The 15,151-nt window shown below is 45.2% G+C and carries 12 protein-coding genes; 11 read left to right on the plus strand and 1 reads right to left on the minus strand.

Annotated elements, in window-relative coordinates:
- Window positions 1-12 precede the first annotated feature (12 nt).
- From murD to lpxC, 8 genes are all read left to right on the plus strand, one after another.
- Entirely contained in the window at window positions 13-1,326 is a 1,314-nt protein-coding gene (gene murD / locus R7070_RS12845) for a UDP-N-acetylmuramoyl-L-alanine--D-glutamate ligase (protein ID WP_053306876.1), read from the plus strand.
- A gap of 18 nt (window positions 1,327-1,344) precedes the next feature.
- Window positions 1,345-2,541, plus strand: coding sequence for a cell division protein FtsW (ftsW, locus tag R7070_RS12850; RefSeq protein WP_005372933.1), 1,197 nt, complete (start codon window positions 1,345-1,347; stop codon window positions 2,539-2,541).
- A complete protein-coding gene (gene murG, locus R7070_RS12855) occupies window positions 2,528-3,595 on the plus strand; it encodes an undecaprenyldiphospho-muramoylpentapeptide beta-N-acetylglucosaminyltransferase (RefSeq protein WP_047102003.1) in 1,068 nt (355 codons plus the stop codon). The genes ftsW and murG overlap by 14 nt, the downstream gene beginning before the upstream one ends.
- A gap of 23 nt (window positions 3,596-3,618) precedes the next feature.
- The gene (gene murC, locus R7070_RS12860) at window positions 3,619-5,076 is read left to right on the plus strand and encodes a UDP-N-acetylmuramate--L-alanine ligase (RefSeq protein ID WP_064353623.1); all 1,458 of its coding nucleotides are present in this window, start codon (window positions 3,619-3,621) and stop codon (window positions 5,074-5,076) included.
- A gap of 192 nt (window positions 5,077-5,268) precedes the next feature.
- A complete protein-coding gene (locus tag R7070_RS12865; protein ID WP_005387393.1) occupies window positions 5,269-6,051 on the plus strand; it encodes a cell division protein FtsQ/DivIB in 783 nt (260 codons plus the stop codon).
- A complete protein-coding gene (gene ftsA / locus R7070_RS12870; RefSeq protein ID WP_005372946.1) occupies window positions 6,044-7,306 on the plus strand; it encodes a cell division protein FtsA in 1,263 nt (420 codons plus the stop codon). The genes R7070_RS12865 and ftsA overlap by 8 nt, the downstream gene beginning before the upstream one ends.
- Window positions 7,307-7,336: 30 nt before the next feature.
- Window positions 7,337-8,575, plus strand: coding sequence for a cell division protein FtsZ (ftsZ, locus tag R7070_RS12875; protein WP_005387391.1), 1,239 nt, complete (start codon window positions 7,337-7,339; stop codon window positions 8,573-8,575).
- A 101-nt stretch (window positions 8,576-8,676) separates the two neighbouring features.
- A complete protein-coding gene (gene lpxC, locus R7070_RS12880; RefSeq protein ID WP_047102006.1) occupies window positions 8,677-9,594 on the plus strand; it encodes a UDP-3-O-acyl-N-acetylglucosamine deacetylase in 918 nt (305 codons plus the stop codon).
- A 113-nt stretch (window positions 9,595-9,707) separates the two neighbouring features.
- Here the strand turns inward: lpxC and R7070_RS12885 are convergent, their stop codons facing one another.
- Entirely contained in the window at window positions 9,708-10,166 is a 459-nt protein-coding gene (locus R7070_RS12885; RefSeq protein WP_005381869.1) for a DUF721 domain-containing protein, read from the minus strand.
- Window positions 10,167-10,573: 407 nt separating this feature from the next.
- Here R7070_RS12885 and secA point away from each other — a divergent pair, with 407 nt between their 5' ends.
- The 3 genes from secA to dapB all read left to right on the plus strand — a co-directional run bounded on the left by secA (window position 10,574) and on the right by dapB (window position 14,777).
- Window positions 10,574-13,303 carry a preprotein translocase subunit SecA gene (secA, locus tag R7070_RS12890; protein WP_256900289.1) on the plus strand — a complete coding sequence of 910 codons (2,730 nt, stop codon included), beginning with the start codon at window positions 10,574-10,576 and terminating at the stop codon, window positions 13,301-13,303.
- A 155-nt stretch (window positions 13,304-13,458) separates the two neighbouring features.
- Window positions 13,459-13,857: an 8-oxo-dGTP diphosphatase MutT gene (gene mutT / locus R7070_RS12895; protein WP_005381867.1), complete on the plus strand. Its 399-nt coding sequence runs from the start codon at window positions 13,459-13,461 to the stop codon at window positions 13,855-13,857.
- 110 nt (window positions 13,858-13,967) lie between these two features.
- Window positions 13,968-14,777, plus strand: coding sequence for a 4-hydroxy-tetrahydrodipicolinate reductase (dapB, locus tag R7070_RS12900; RefSeq protein WP_318141227.1), 810 nt, complete (start codon window positions 13,968-13,970; stop codon window positions 14,775-14,777).
- Window positions 14,778-15,151: the final 374 nt, after the last annotated feature.

Raw genomic sequence — 15,151 nt, forward strand, 5'->3', positions numbered from 1 at the left:
GTGTGATCAAATATGGAACGTTGGCAAAACATACATAGTGTTGTCGTCGTAGGGCTCGGTATTACCGGGCTCTCTGTCGTTAAACACCTAAGAAAAAATCAGCCACAACTTGTGGTCAAAGTCATTGATACTCGTGTAAACCCTCCAGGTGCAGAGCGCTTGCCGGAAAGTGTTCAACTGCATAGTGGTGGTTGGAATACGGACTGGCTTTCTGACGCGGATCTTATCGTGACCAACCCTGGTATTGCGCTAGCGACACCAGAGATCCAAGCCGTATTAGCAAAAGGTACGGCAGTAGTAGGTGATATCGAGTTATTCGCTTGGGCGGTGCAGAAACCGGTGATTGCGATTACGGGCTCAAACGGTAAGAGCACAGTAACCGACCTCACAGGTGTGATGGCTGAGGCTGCAGGTTTGGATGTTGGCGTTGGTGGTAACATCGGTGTGCCTGCACTGGATTTGTTAGAACAAGACGCAGACCTATATGTACTCGAACTCTCGAGCTTCCAGTTAGAAACGACGTCAAGCTTAAAGCTCAAAGCCGCTGCGTTTCTGAATCTTTCTGAAGATCATATGGATCGTTATCAAGGCATGTCTGACTATCGACAAGCTAAGTTGCGTATTTTTAACCATGCTGCTCTTGCAGTCGTGAACCGTGATGATCAAGAAACCTTCCCTGACGCAGAGATGCCATTGGTGACATTTGGCAGCGACAATCAGGACTTTGGTCTCGAGGTGGATGGCAACCGTACTTGGCTGCTCGATCACGGTCAACGAGTTGTCGCAAGTGATGAGCTTAAGTTGGTTGGTAAGCACAACTTATCTAACGCTCTGGTTGCTTTAGCGCTATTAAAAGCTGCGGACGTAAACTATCACAAAGCATTGAATGCACTTAAAAATTACACAGGACTGACACACCGATGCCAGGTGGTTGCGGATAATCAAGGCGTCAAATGGGTGAATGACTCTAAAGCAACTAATATTGCCAGCACTATGGCTGCGCTATCTGGTTTGGAATCGACAGGCAAGCTCTACTTACTCGTTGGTGGTGTTGGCAAAGGTGCTGACTTCTCGCCATTAAAACCGATCTTCGCGACGCTTAACTTGCAACTGTGTTGCTTTGGCGCTGATGGCGATGAATTTATGCCACTGCATGAATCTGCAATACGTTTCGACACTATGGAAGATGTGATTCAACAAGTATCTTCGCAGTTAAAACCAGGTGATATGGTGATGCTGTCTCCTGCATGTGCTAGCTTTGATCAATTCGACAACTTTATGGCAAGAGGTGATGCTTTCGCTGCTCTTGCTCAGAAATATGCATAATTAAAGGTTACACACTTCGTGGGTTTAGGTAACGTTAAACGCAGTATTGGCAATTGGCTCAAGCATCCAGCCCCAGAGGCGATGTTTGATCGTCAGTTAGTGTGGATTGCACTGGGTTTGATGTTGACTGGTTTGGTCATGGTAACCTCTGCATCATTTCCAATCAGCTCTCGATTAACGGAACAGCCGTTCCACTTTATGTTTCGTCATGCGACGTTTCTCGTGCTGGCGTTAGGGACCTCCGCTGTTATTTTGCAAGTGCCTTTGCAAGAGTGGTTTAAGAAGAGCCATTACTTACTTTGGGCTTCTTTCGCACTGTTGATCATCGTGCTTTTGGCGGGTAAGTCGGTTAATGGTGCGTCTCGTTGGATTCCCCTCGGGCTGTTTAACCTTCAGCCAGCGGAGGTCGCGAAGCTATCGCTGTTTATCTTCATGTCTGGTTACTTAGTTCGAAAGCAAGACGAAGTACGACAAACGTTCTTTGGTGGCTTTATGAAGCCAATCATGGTGTTTGCCTTCTTCGCAGTATTACTACTTGGTCAGCCAGACTTGGGGACGGTGGTCGTGATGCTGGTCACGCTGTTTGGCATGCTTTTTATCGCAGGTGCAAAACTAACCCAGTTTCTCGCCTTGATGGTGGCAGGTATCGGTGCTGTCGTTGGTTTGATTCTCGTCGAGCCATACCGTATGCGACGTGTAACCTCCTTCCTTGACCCGTGGGAAGACCCGTTTGGTAGTGGCTATCAGTTGACTCAGTCTTTGATGGCGTTTGGTCGTGGTGAATGGTTCGGACAAGGTCTCGGTAATTCAATTCAAAAACTGGAATATCTACCGGAAGCGCATACCGACTTTGTGTTTGCCGTACTTGCTGAAGAGCTTGGTTTCGTAGGCGTAGTGCTGGTCTTAATGCTGATTTTTAGCTTGGTGCTAAAAGCGGTTTACATCGGCAAGCGTGCATTTGAAGAAGGCGAAATGTTCGGAGGTTATCTGGCTTTCGGAATTGGTATTTGGTTTGCGTTTCAAACCTTGGTTAATGTTGGAGCTGCCGCCGGTATTGTTCCAACTAAAGGTTTAACACTTCCACTCATCAGTTATGGTGGTTCTAGTCTAATAATTATGTCCGTCGCAGTGTCCATACTACTGCGTATCGATTACGAATGCCGCTTGAAACGCGAGCAACAACAATCAGAACAACAAGCTAATGAAACAAAATAAACGTTTGATGGTGATGGCTGGTGGTACTGGCGGTCACGTATTCCCAGGTTTGGCGGTAGCAAAACAGCTTCAAGAGCAAGGTTGGGAGATCCGTTGGTTAGGTACGGCGGATCGAATGGAAGCGGATTTGGTGCCAAAACATGGCATTGAAATCGACTTTATCAAAGTGAAAGGGTTACGAGGTCAAGGCGTTAAACGTCTTCTTGCAGCACCATTTCAAATTATCAATGCCATTATGCAGGCTCGTGCTCACATGAAACGCTGGCAGCCAGACGCAGTGCTTGGTATGGGCGGTTATGTTAGCGGCCCGGGCGGTATTGCCGCTTGGATGAGTGGCATTCCTGTTGTTCTGCATGAACAAAATGCAGTAGCAGGTTTAACGAACCAATGGTTATCGAAAATCGCTAAGAAGGTTTTTCAGGCTTTCCCAGGCGCTTTTCCAAATGCCGAAGTGGTTGGGAACCCAGTTCGTGAAGATGTGACTCAATTAGCAGCGCCAATTGAGCGCATGCAAGAGCGCCAAGGTCCAATTCGCATTTTGGTGATGGGTGGCAGCCAAGGCGCACGTATTCTTAACCAAACTCTGCCAGAAGTGATGTCGAAATTGGGCGAAGATTACTATGTTCGTCATCAAGCGGGCAAAGGTGCCGCCGAAGAAGTGAATGCAGCATACCAAGCTAATGGTGTGGTAAATGCAGAAGTAATGGAATTCATTGATGACGTTGCAGAAGCTTACGCATGGGCTGACCTTTTAGTTTGTCGCTCTGGAGCGTTAACCGTTTCTGAAGTCTCGGCGGCAGGTGTAGGCGCTATTTTTGTTCCATTCATGCACAAAGACCGCCAGCAAGCACTTAATGCAGACCACTTGGTGGATTGCGGCGCGGCGAAAATGATTGAACAACCAGATTTAACCGTTGAGTCTCTGACTCAGCAGATCCAACAATTGGATCGCCAAGCTTTACTTACAATGGCTGAGCAAGCGCGTGGCGCTGCAAAATTGAATGCTGACCGAGTTGTCGCACAAGCCATTGTCGCTTTGACCGAAAAGCGTTAACCGAATTATTGAGAATAGAATTGATGACAATCCAACATACACAAGACTTAGCTCAGATTCGCGCAATGGTGCCAGAGATGCGCCGCGTGAAATCCATCCACTTCATCGGTATTGGTGGTGCGGGCATGAGCGGCATTGCAGAAGTGCTGTTGAACGAAGGCTACCAAATCACAGGTTCTGATCTATCAGAGAACGCTGTGACAGAGCGTTTGGTATCAAAAGGTGCGACGGTATTTATTGGTCATCAAGCCAGTAATGTAGAAAAAGCAAGTGTGGTTGTTGTGTCAACGGCGATCAACGAAGAAAACCCAGAAGTGATGGCGGCACGTGAATTACGCATCCCTATTGTACGCCGCGCAGAGATGTTGGCTGAATTGATGCGATTCCGTCACGGTATTGCCGTTGCGGGTACACACGGTAAAACCACGACGACCGCTCTTGTCACTCAAATCTATTCTGAAGCCGGTCTTGATCCAACGTTTGTGAATGGCGGTTTGGTGAAAAGCGCAGGTACAAATGCGCGTCTAGGCTCGAGTCGTATTCTAATTGCAGAGGCAGATGAAAGTGACGCGTCATTCCTGCACTTGCAACCAATGGTGAGCATTGTTACCAATATCGAAGCCGATCATATGGATACCTATGGTGGTGACTTTGAAACCTTAAAGCAAACCTTCATCGATTTCCTTCATAATCTACCGTTTTACGGCCAAGCAATTGTTTGCATTGATGATCCTGTGGTTCGAGAGTTAATCCCACGTATTAGTCGTCAAGTGATCACTTACGGTTTTTCTGAAGATGCCGACGTACGTATTGAAGATTATCGTCAAGAGGGGCAGCAAGGCAAATTTACGGTAGTACGTAAAGGGCGAGCTAACTTAGATATCACGCTGAATATTCCAGGTCGTCACAATGCATTGAATGCGTCTGCTGCGATTGCGGTTGCTACTGAAGATGACATTGAAGACGATGCGATCCTAAAGGCAATGGCTGGTACGCAAGGTACGGGAAGACGTTTTGATCACCTTGGCGAGTTTGATACTGGCAACGGCCATGCAATGCTTGTTGATGATTACGGCCATCATCCAACAGAAGTGGATGTAACCATTAATGCAGCACGCAGTGGTTGGCAAGACAAGCGTTTGGTGATGATTTTCCAACCGCACCGTTATAGCCGTACTCGTGATTTATACGATGATTTCGCGAATGTGCTTGAACAGGTGGATGTATTGATCATGCTGGATGTTTACGCAGCGGGTGAAAAGCAGATTGCAGGTGCTGATGGGCGCGCTTTATGTCGCACAATTCGCAGCCGAGGCAAGGTAGATCCGATTTTTGTTCCAGAAATCGAGCAATTACCTTCAGTTTTAGCTAACGTTATACAAGACGGCGACCTAATCTTAACGCAAGGTGCGGGTGATATTGGTAAAGTGGCGAAACAGCTGGCAGGTCTTAAATTGAATATAAACAAGATGCTTGGCTGACACATATTGTTGATGCGAAGGACAGATAAAGACTCAGATCTCGATTTTGCGTCAATATCATTGTGATTTATTGCTATCAGTGTTTGATAGTTTACAAGAGCTCAGTATAATCCCAAGGTTAAAGTCAAGACTTTTACCTCTGCGTAATTATATGGGTAAAAAGTACACGACAAAAGTCAGGAAACGAAGACGTTGTTGAATATTGCACTGAATGACGAGCGACCAAACACGGGTAACAACCGTGGTCGCCAAGAAAAAATCTTGGGTGCGTTATTTTTCGTTGTGGTTGTGACTTTAATTAGTTCTGTTTTGTACGCGGCGATCAGTTGGATGTGGGATGACCAAAGGTTACCTCTCTCCAAAATAGTACTTCAGGGGAAACTGGAGTATGTCCAAGCTGACGATGTGCAGGCTGCATTTAGTCGAATTGATCACATCGGTACATTTATGTCTCAGGATATTGATGTATTACAGCAAAGTGTCGAAGCTCTGCCATGGGTAGCGCATGCCGCAATCCGAAAGCAGTGGCCGGATACAGTAAAAGTTTTTTTGACGGAGCATCAACCAGAAGCCATTTGGAATGGCAACGAACTGTTAGATAAAAACGGGTTCGTTTTTGATGGAGATGTTGCTCTGTTGCAAGAAGAAAAAGTGAAGCTGTACGGACCCAAAGATAGCGGACCGGAAGTCTTACAGACTTACCGTGATTTGAGTCCTAAGTTTCAGCAATTGGGTTTAGCGATATCGTCTCTGGTATTAAACGAGCGACGAGCTTGGCAAATCATCCTTGATAACGGTATTCGATTAGAGCTCGGAAAAGAGTCTCTTCTTGAGCGTATAGAGCGCTTTTTTAAGCTCTATAACAAGCTTGGCAGTGACACGCAAAGAATCAGTTATATCGATCTTAGGTACGATACAGGAGCCGCAGTTGGTTGGTTTCCTGAACAAGAGTTAGAAGAGAGTACAGATGACTAAGGCCGCTGATGACAACATTATTGTTGGTCTTGATATAGGCACTGCAACCGTATCGGCTCTAGTGGGTGAGGTTTTACCAGACGGTCAAATTAATATTATTGGCGCAGGTAGTAGCCCCTCACGCGGCATGGATAAAGGTGGCGTGAATGATTTGGAGTCGGTTGTAAAATCAGTACAACGTGCAATTGATCAAGCTGAATTAATGGCAGAGTGCCAGATCAGCCGAGTCTTCATTTCGTTGTCTGGTAAGCATATCGCAAGCCGAATTGAAAAAGGTATGGGCACGATTTCTGATGAAGAGGTGTCTCAAGAAGACATGGATCGCGCTATCCATACCGCAAAATCGATTAAAATCGGTGATGAACAGCGAATTCTTCATGTGATCCCGCAGGAGTTCACCATTGATTACCAAGAAGGAATCAAAAATCCGCTTGGTTTATCTGGGGTAAGAATGGAAGTGAGTGTCCACCTTATCTCATGCCATAATGACATGGCACGCAATATTATTAAGGCGGTAGAACGCTGCGGCCTTAAAGTAGAACAACTCGTATTTTCTGGGCTTGCTGCTAGTAATGCAGTAATCACCGAGGATGAAAGAGAGCTTGGAGTTTGTGTGGTTGATATTGGCGCCGGCACGATGGATGTGGCCATCTGGACTGGCGGTGCGTTACGTCACACAGAAGTATTTTCGTACGCAGGAAATGCTGTAACCAGTGATATTGCTTTTGCTTTTGGTACGCCAGTGAGCGATGCTGAAGAAATAAAAGTCAAATATGGCTGTGCTTTGAGTGAACTGGTCAGTAAGGATGACACGGTTAATGTACCAAGCGTAGGTGGACGACCATCACGTAGCCTGCAACGTCAAACGTTGTCAGAAGTGATTGAGCCACGCTACTCTGAGCTTATGGGACTGGTTAACCAAACTATCGACTCTGTACAAGCAAAATTGCGCGAAGAGGGTATCAAGCACCATCTGGCTGCGGGAGTTGTACTCACCGGCGGTGCTGCGCAAATGGACGGAGTGGTAGAATGTGCGGAACGCGTATTCCGCAATCAAGTAAGGGTCGGCAAACCGCTCGAAGTCAGCGGATTAACTGACTATGTAAAAGAGCCGTACCATTCTACGGCAGTTGGATTACTTCATTACGCAAGAGACATGCAGTCTAGCGACGATAGCGATTATAATGAACCTAAACGCTCATCTGTAACTGGCTTTTTCGATAAATTGCGTAACTGGATACAAAAAGAGTTTTAACCTGAGTTGCAGGATAAACGGAGACAACACATGTTTGAACCGATGATGGAAATGTCTGACGATGCAGTAATCAAGGTCGTTGGGGTTGGTGGCGGCGGTGGTAACGCCGTTGAACACATGGTGCGTGAATCCATCGAAGGTGTGGAATTCATCAGCGTCAACACTGATGCGCAAGCACTTCGTAAGACAAGCGTTGGCAATGTTATTCAGATCGGTGGTGATATCACTAAAGGTCTGGGTGCAGGTGCTAATCCACAGGTTGGCCGTGACGCAGCTCTCGAAGACAGAGATCGAATTAAAGATTCCCTGACTGGCGCCGATATGGTGTTTATCGCAGCTGGTATGGGTGGCGGTACCGGTACTGGTGCAGCGCCTGTTATTGCTGAAGTGGCTAAAGAGCTTGGCATTCTAACAGTAGCGGTAGTAACTAAACCGTTTAGTTTTGAAGGTAAAAAGCGTTTGGCATTTGCTGAGCAAGGTATCGATGAGCTCTCTAAGCATGTTGACTCTTTGATCACGATTCCAAACGAAAAGCTACTTAAAGTACTTGGTCGTGGTGTAACACTACTAGAAGCTTTTGCAAGCGCTAACGATGTTCTTAAGAATGCCGTTCAAGGTATTGCTGAGCTAATTACTCGCCCTGGCATGATCAACGTCGACTTTGCGGACGTAAGAACTGTAATGTCTGAAATGGGTCACGCAATGATGGGTAGCGGCATCGCCAAAGGTGAAGACCGAGCTGAAGAAGCGGCTGAAATGGCAATTTCTAGCCCACTTCTGGAAGACATCGATCTAGCGGGCGCTCGTGGTGTTCTTGTCAATATTACTGCTGGTCTGGATATGCGTCTTGACGAGTTTGAGACGGTTGGTAATACAGTGAAGGCATTCGCTTCTGACAATGCGACTGTTGTTATCGGTACTTCTCTAGACCCTGATATGACTGACGAAATCCGCGTAACAGTTGTAGCGACAGGTATTGGTAATGAGAAAAAGCCAGATATCACGCTAGTTGCGGGTGGTAAAGCGAAAGTGGCACCGACGCCGCAAGCTCAACCACAGCAACAAGCAGCGGCAACGCAAGCTGAAGAAAAACCGGCACAGACCTTGCAAAATAATCAAGTGCAAGAGAAGCCACAGGTAACTCCTCAGCCGACAAACACTGCTTCTTCTTCTCCAGCTTCGTCGAGTCAAAGTTCTGCGGCTCCAAAGCAAGAAAAGGAAAGTGGTTATTTAGATATACCGGCATTTTTGCGTCGTCAGGCTGATTAATCTTTAACCCATAAATTTGACATGGCTCAAAATTATGGTAGCATTCACGGTCGACGTTACAGACGGCCGTGTTTTGTAGCAAATTTTTGAGAGGCAAGCAGATGATCAGACAACGTACTCTGAAAGAAATAGTGAAAACAACTGGTGTGGGTCTCCACTCTGGTCGTAAAGTCACACTTACTCTGCGCCCGGCTGCTGCAAATACAGGTATCATTTACCGTCGTACAGATGTAAATCCACCTGTAGATTTTCCAGCTGATCCAGCTTCGGTTCGTGACACCATGCTTTGTACTGCATTGGTAAACGATGAAGGTGTGCGTATTTCAACTGTTGAGCACTTGAATGCGGCACTTGCTGGTATGGGCATCGATAACATTGTTGTCGAAGTAGACGCACCTGAAATTCCGATCATGGATGGTAGTGCAAGCCCATTTGTATACTTGCTACAACAAGCAGGTATCGAAACGCAAAATGCGCCAAAACGCTTCATCCGTATCAAAAAGCCAGTTCGTTTTGACGATGGTGATAAATGGGCAGAATTTGTACCATTTAACGGCTTCCGTATGGACTTCGAAATTGAGTTTAATCACCCAGCGATTGAATCAGACGAGCAACGTTTGCTGTTTGATTTCTCGTCAAAAGGCTTTGTTCGTGAGATTTCTCGAGCACGTACGTTTGGCTTTATGCGTGATATCGAATATCTACAATCTCAAAACCTAGTTTTGGGTGGTAGTTTTGACAATGCTATCGTTTTGGATGATTACCGTATTCTTAATGAAGAAGGTCTACGCTTTGAAAATGAGTTTGTGACTCACAAAGTGTTGGATGCGATTGGTGACCTTTACATGTGTGGCCACCCAATCATTGGTGAATTCCGTGCCTTTAAATCTGGCCACGGTTTAAATAACCAACTGTTACGTGCTGTTCTTGCAGATCAGGAAGCGTGGGAGTGGACTACATTCGAAGAAGAAGTCGGCTCACCAGTAGCATTCGCAGAACCAAATATGGTGCTTGCGTAAATACTTGGCATTAGAATTAATAAAAAACCAGGCTTATGCCTGGTTTTTTGCTATTTGGCTTTAATCTTCGACTTATCAATAACATTCAAGCTTTCAGCATATTGAAATAACGTTCACTTACGATCTTCCTTTTCTGCCATATCGGCTAATCGTTTTAAACGCTCTTGAATTTTAGGTGGCGCCATGTCGGCAATCGTCATTAATGACTTTGCTGCAGATTCTGTTAGTGGTGGACGCTTAGGTCTGTCGTCTTGTTGAAAGCGGTTTCTATATAGTGAAGGATTGATCCTCACTTCAACGCTCATCAGCTTGGCAAAGCCTTGAGTACGAAGTTTATTTAGGATCATGAGGCGATCGTAATCGATCTTCATTTTGATCGCGGCACTAGAGACATCGATCAATAGATGGCCGTTACGAACATTCGCTACTCGGCAATGATCGGCCGTCCCCATGGGTAAGACCTCTTGCAAAGCTTGGTTAAGCTGTAAGATTTCTCCAGCATGTTCTTGAATCTGCTTGAACTGTGACTCAGCAATAACATCTTCAGTCGAGGTTGGACGGTGATCACGCATAGGTAAAATCTAATTTTGTTGAGATATAGCTATTCTAGAGCAGCTTTCTATCAAGGTATAGTTTACATTAACGTCTTTAGCTTCAGTTTTACAATGTAGCAAGGTAAAAAGCAAAGTTTGCTCTGGATGGATTACACATATTGCGGTATGCAATATCGGCTAATCAGTCACCACTTTAAGTAAAAACTTCAGAGTGCTTCAAACAAATACGTCTATTTATGGTTGTATCGATTAAAAATCCTTACACTAAGCCACATTGTTTCAAAACTTAGCCTTGAAATATGGATGTTTGAACTCAATATCTTTGATAAATGATTTATCTCAGTATTCTTAGTTCCAAACTGGCAGAGACTGAAGGCATTATGAGTAGATCGGGAACGGTCTGAATAAAGAGAGATTCACGAAAAATGATAACTAAGCTACTGACAAAAGTGATTGGCAGTCGCAACGACCGAACACTGCGCCGCCTTAGAAAAATTGTAAAAGAAATTAATAACTTTGAGCCAACATTCGAAGCTCTAAGTGACGAAGAGTTAAAAGCAAAGACGGTTGAATTCCGTGAGCGCCTAGAGAAGGGTGAAACTCTTGATAAACTACTTCCAGAAGCTTTTGCTACGGTTCGTGAAGCATCTAAGCGTGTCTACGGTATGCGCCACTTCGACGTCCAGCTTATCGGTGGTATGGTTCTAAATGCGGGTCAAATCGCTGAAATGCGTACGGGTGAAGGTAAAACGCTGACGGCAACGCTTCCTGCTTACCTAAATGCCCTGGCTGGTAAAGGCGTTCACATTGTAACAGTGAACGATTATCTAGCTAAACGTGATGCAGAGACAAACCGCCCTCTATTTGAATTTTTAGGTATGACTGTTGGCGTAAACGTGCCAAACATGCCTCCTCAAGAGAAAAAAGAAGCGTACCAAGCTGACATCTTGTACGGAACGAACAATGAATTTGGTTTTGACTACCTTCGTGACAATATGGCTTTCCGTAGCGAAGATCGCGTACAACGTGAACGCTTCTTTGCAGTTGTCGATGAGGTGGACTCAATCCTAATTGATGAAGCTCGTACCCCTTTAATCATTTCTGGTCCTGCTGAAGATAGCTCTGAGCTATACACCCGAATCAACCTTTTGATCCCGCATCTTAAAAAGCAAGACAAAGAAGACTCTGAAGAATATCGTGGTGATGGTCACTACACTGTTGATGAGAAATCAAAGCAAGTATACCTCACAGAAACGGGCCAAGAGTACGTTGAAGAACTGTTGGTGAAAAATGGTCTTATGGAAGAGGGTGACACACTTTACTCACCGACTAACATCAGCATGTTGCATCACGTGAATGCCGCTTTGCGTGCTCATGTGTTGTTTGAGCGCAACGTTGATTACATCGTTACTGACGAAGGTGAAGTAGTAATTGTTGATGAACATACTGGTCGTACAATGCCAGGTCGTCGTTGGTCTGAAGGTCTTCACCAAGCAGTAGAAGCGAAAGAAGGCGTTAAGATTCAAAACGAAAACCAAACTTTGGCTTCGATTACCTTCCAGAACTACTTCCGCTTATACGAAAAACTGTCTGGTATGACAGGTACTGCGGATACTGAAGCGTTTGAGTTCCAATCTATTTATGGCTTGGAAACGGTGGTTATCCCAACCAACAAACCAATGATTCGTAACGATATGCCGGATGTGGTGTACCGTACCGAAGCTGAGAAGTTTGCTGCAATCATTGAAGATATCAAAGAGCGCGTTGCGAAAGGTCAGCCAACATTGGTTGGTACCGTATCGATTGAAAAATCAGAACTACTCTCCAACGCCTTGAAGAAAGCGAAGATCAAACACAACGTATTGAATGCGAAATTCCATGAGAAGGAAGCGGAAATTATTGCTGAAGCGGGTATGCCGGGTGCGGTAACTATCGCGACCAACATGGCCGGTCGTGGTACGGATATTGTGCTTGGCGGTAGTTGGCAATCAAAAGTGGAAGCTTTGGAGAACCCAACTCAAGAACAAATCGATGCGATTAAAGCAGAGTGGAAAGTGGTACATGATCAAGTACTAGATGCTGGTGGTCTACACATCATTGGTACTGAGCGCCACGAATCTCGCCGTATTGATAACCAGCTACGTGGTCGTTCTGGTCGTCAAGGTGATGCGGGTTCATCGCGCTTCTACCTATCTATGGAAGACTCTTTGTTACGTATTTTCACTTCTGATCGTATGGCGAGCCTTATTCAAAGTGGTATGGAAGAAGGTGAAGCTATTGAATCGAAAATGCTTTCTCGCTCAATTGAAAAAGCACAGCGCAAAGTGGAAGGTCGTAACTTTGATATCCGTAAGCAGCTACTAGAATACGATGATGTGGCGAACGATCAGCGTAAGGTTGTCTACGAGCTGCGCGACGAATTGATGAACGTTGAAGACATCAGCGGTATGATCGAGCAAAACCGTGAAGATGTGCTAACCGCGGTTATTGATGAGTACATCCCGCCACAATCACTAGAAGATATGTGGGACGTTGAAGGTCTGCAAGAGCGCTTGAAAGCAGACTTCGATCTTGATGCGCCAGTGAAGCAATGGCTTGAAGAAGACGATAAGCTTTACGAAGAGGCGCTACGCGAGAAGATCATCAATCTAGCCGTTGAAGTGTACAAAGAGAAAGAGGAAGTGGTGGGTGCGCAAGTGCTTCGTAACTTCGAGAAATCGGTTATGCTTCAAACTCTGGATACGCTTTGGAAAGAGCACTTGGCAGCAATGGATCACTTGCGTCAGGGTATTCACTTACGCGGCTATGCGCAGAAGAACCCGAAACAGGAATACAAGCGTGAATCGTTTGAACTGTTTGAAGGTCTACTAGAAGCGCTGAAAACTGATGTGATTACTGTTCTATCTCGCGTTCGAGTTCAGCAACAAGAAGAAGTTGAACGTATGGAAGAGCAACGTCGTGCGCAAGCTGAAGAGGCCGCTCGTCGTGCTCAAGCGCAACACGCAGCAGCACAAAACCCTCTTTCTGAAGGTGAAGAATCTGAAGAAGGTTCAAGTCAGCCAATGGTACGTGATGAACGCAAAGTAGGTCGCAATGAGCCTTGCCCTTGTGGTAGTGGTAAGAAGTATAAACAGTGCCACGGCAAAATCGACTAACGTATTAGTCAGATAATTTTTTAAAGAGTCGCCTAGGCGGCTCTTTTTTTAAGCAAATTCTGTGGCTGTCGAATTTCATAAGTTTTGATAGCATCGGATAGTTTTAGAGATTCAAAGACCGTTGAAGTGTAACGGCTTGAGAGTTAGGAACCCCTATGAAAAGAATTCACATAGTCGCGGCTATTATTTTTAACCAAGACAAATCAAAAATTTTTATTACAAAGCGTCCAGACGACAAGCATAAAGGCGGGTTTTGGGAGTTTCCCGGCGGGAAAGTCGAGTCAGGAGAAAGTATTGAACATGCTCTAGCAAGAGAACTTGAAGAAGAGGTAGGAATTGAAGTTACTGAGCAAGCCCTTTTCGAGCATTTGGAATATGACTATCCAGACAAATCACTTAAGTTTGATTTTATTACGGTATCTAAGTTCAGTAATGAGCCTTACGGCCGAGAAGGTCAAGAAGGTCGCTGGGTTGAGATAAGAGAATTGGGTAACTATGCCTTTCCTGAAGCGAACGTGCCTATCTTGGTGCGTGTCGTAAAAGAGTTCGCTTAAGCCTGATGAACTTGCTTGTGGTAACCACGGTATGTTGTTAGTTTAAACAGATTAAGCGAAACGAGAGAACGAGAGCAAACCTCGTTATCCAGAGAAGGAGAGAAAGCGCAATGGTTCGTATTGCAATCGCAGGAGCAGCAGGCCGAATGGGCCGTAATTTGGTTAAAGCTTCACACCTTAACCCAGAGGCGACAGTGAGCGCGGGATCAGAACGACCTGAGTCCTCACTTGTCGGTGTCGATATCGGTGAACTTTGTGGTGAAGGCAAATTCGATGTGTTCTTAACGGATGATCTTGCTAAAGACGTCGATAATTTTGATGTAATCATCGATTTTACTGCCCCAGTAAGTACGTTGGCGAATCTTGAACTGTGTAAGAAGCATGGAAAGAGTATTGTGATTGGGACGACTGGTTTCAGTGATGCAGAGCGTGAACTGATTGACGAAGCCGCTAAGCAAGTGCCTGTTGTCATTGCTCCTAACTACTCTGTTGGTGTGAACCTAGTATTTAAGCTTCTTGAGAAAGCAGCCAAAGTGATGGGCGACTACTGTGATGTTGAGATTGTCGAAGCACATCATCGTCATAAAGTTGATGCTCCTTCTGGTACCGCTATCGGGATGGGCGAAGCCATTGCTGGTGCGATGGGCAACAAGCTGAATGATGTAGCTGTCTATGCGCGAGAAGGTATCACAGGTGAACGTACTAAAGATGAGATCGGCTTTGCTACAATTCGCGCTGGCGATATTGTCGGTGAGCACACAGCCATGTTTGCTGATATCGGGGAACGAGTGGAGATAACGCACAAAGCGACCGATCGTATGACGTTTGCTAATGGCGCCGTCAAGGCCGCTGTTTGGTTGAGTGCCAAACCAGCGGGCTTTTATACCATGACAGATGTTTTGGGATTGAATGAACTCTAAATACATAATTATTCGCCGGCGGTAGCCGGCTTTTTTATATCTATAGAATTAGTTGTAAATGAAATGATTCTAACAGAAAGTATTTTGGTGCTTACTTTTGTTGTTGTTTTGGTTGTTTTGTGGGTGTTTTGGGTTTTGATGTCTAAAAACTAATGTCTTTTTTGTTGGGTGAACGTTTGCGTGAAAAACTCATACTTTTTTGTGATCTCTAAAAAGTTCAAATTTGTAAAATTCATTAAACCTCTATGCCTCTCTATGTAATAGCATGTAAAAGTTATCTTTTTGGGCCTTACTGATTCAAAATGACCTTACTCGCTAGAAATTAATCATTTATTTTTGATTGTAGGTTGACAGGTTTCGAGTCCAACTTTAGA

The sequence above is a fragment of the Vibrio sp. 1557 genome (genome assembly GCF_033340175.1).
In the GTDB taxonomy this organism is placed as follows: Bacteria; Pseudomonadota; Gammaproteobacteria; order Enterobacterales; family Vibrionaceae; genus Vibrio; species Vibrio alginolyticus.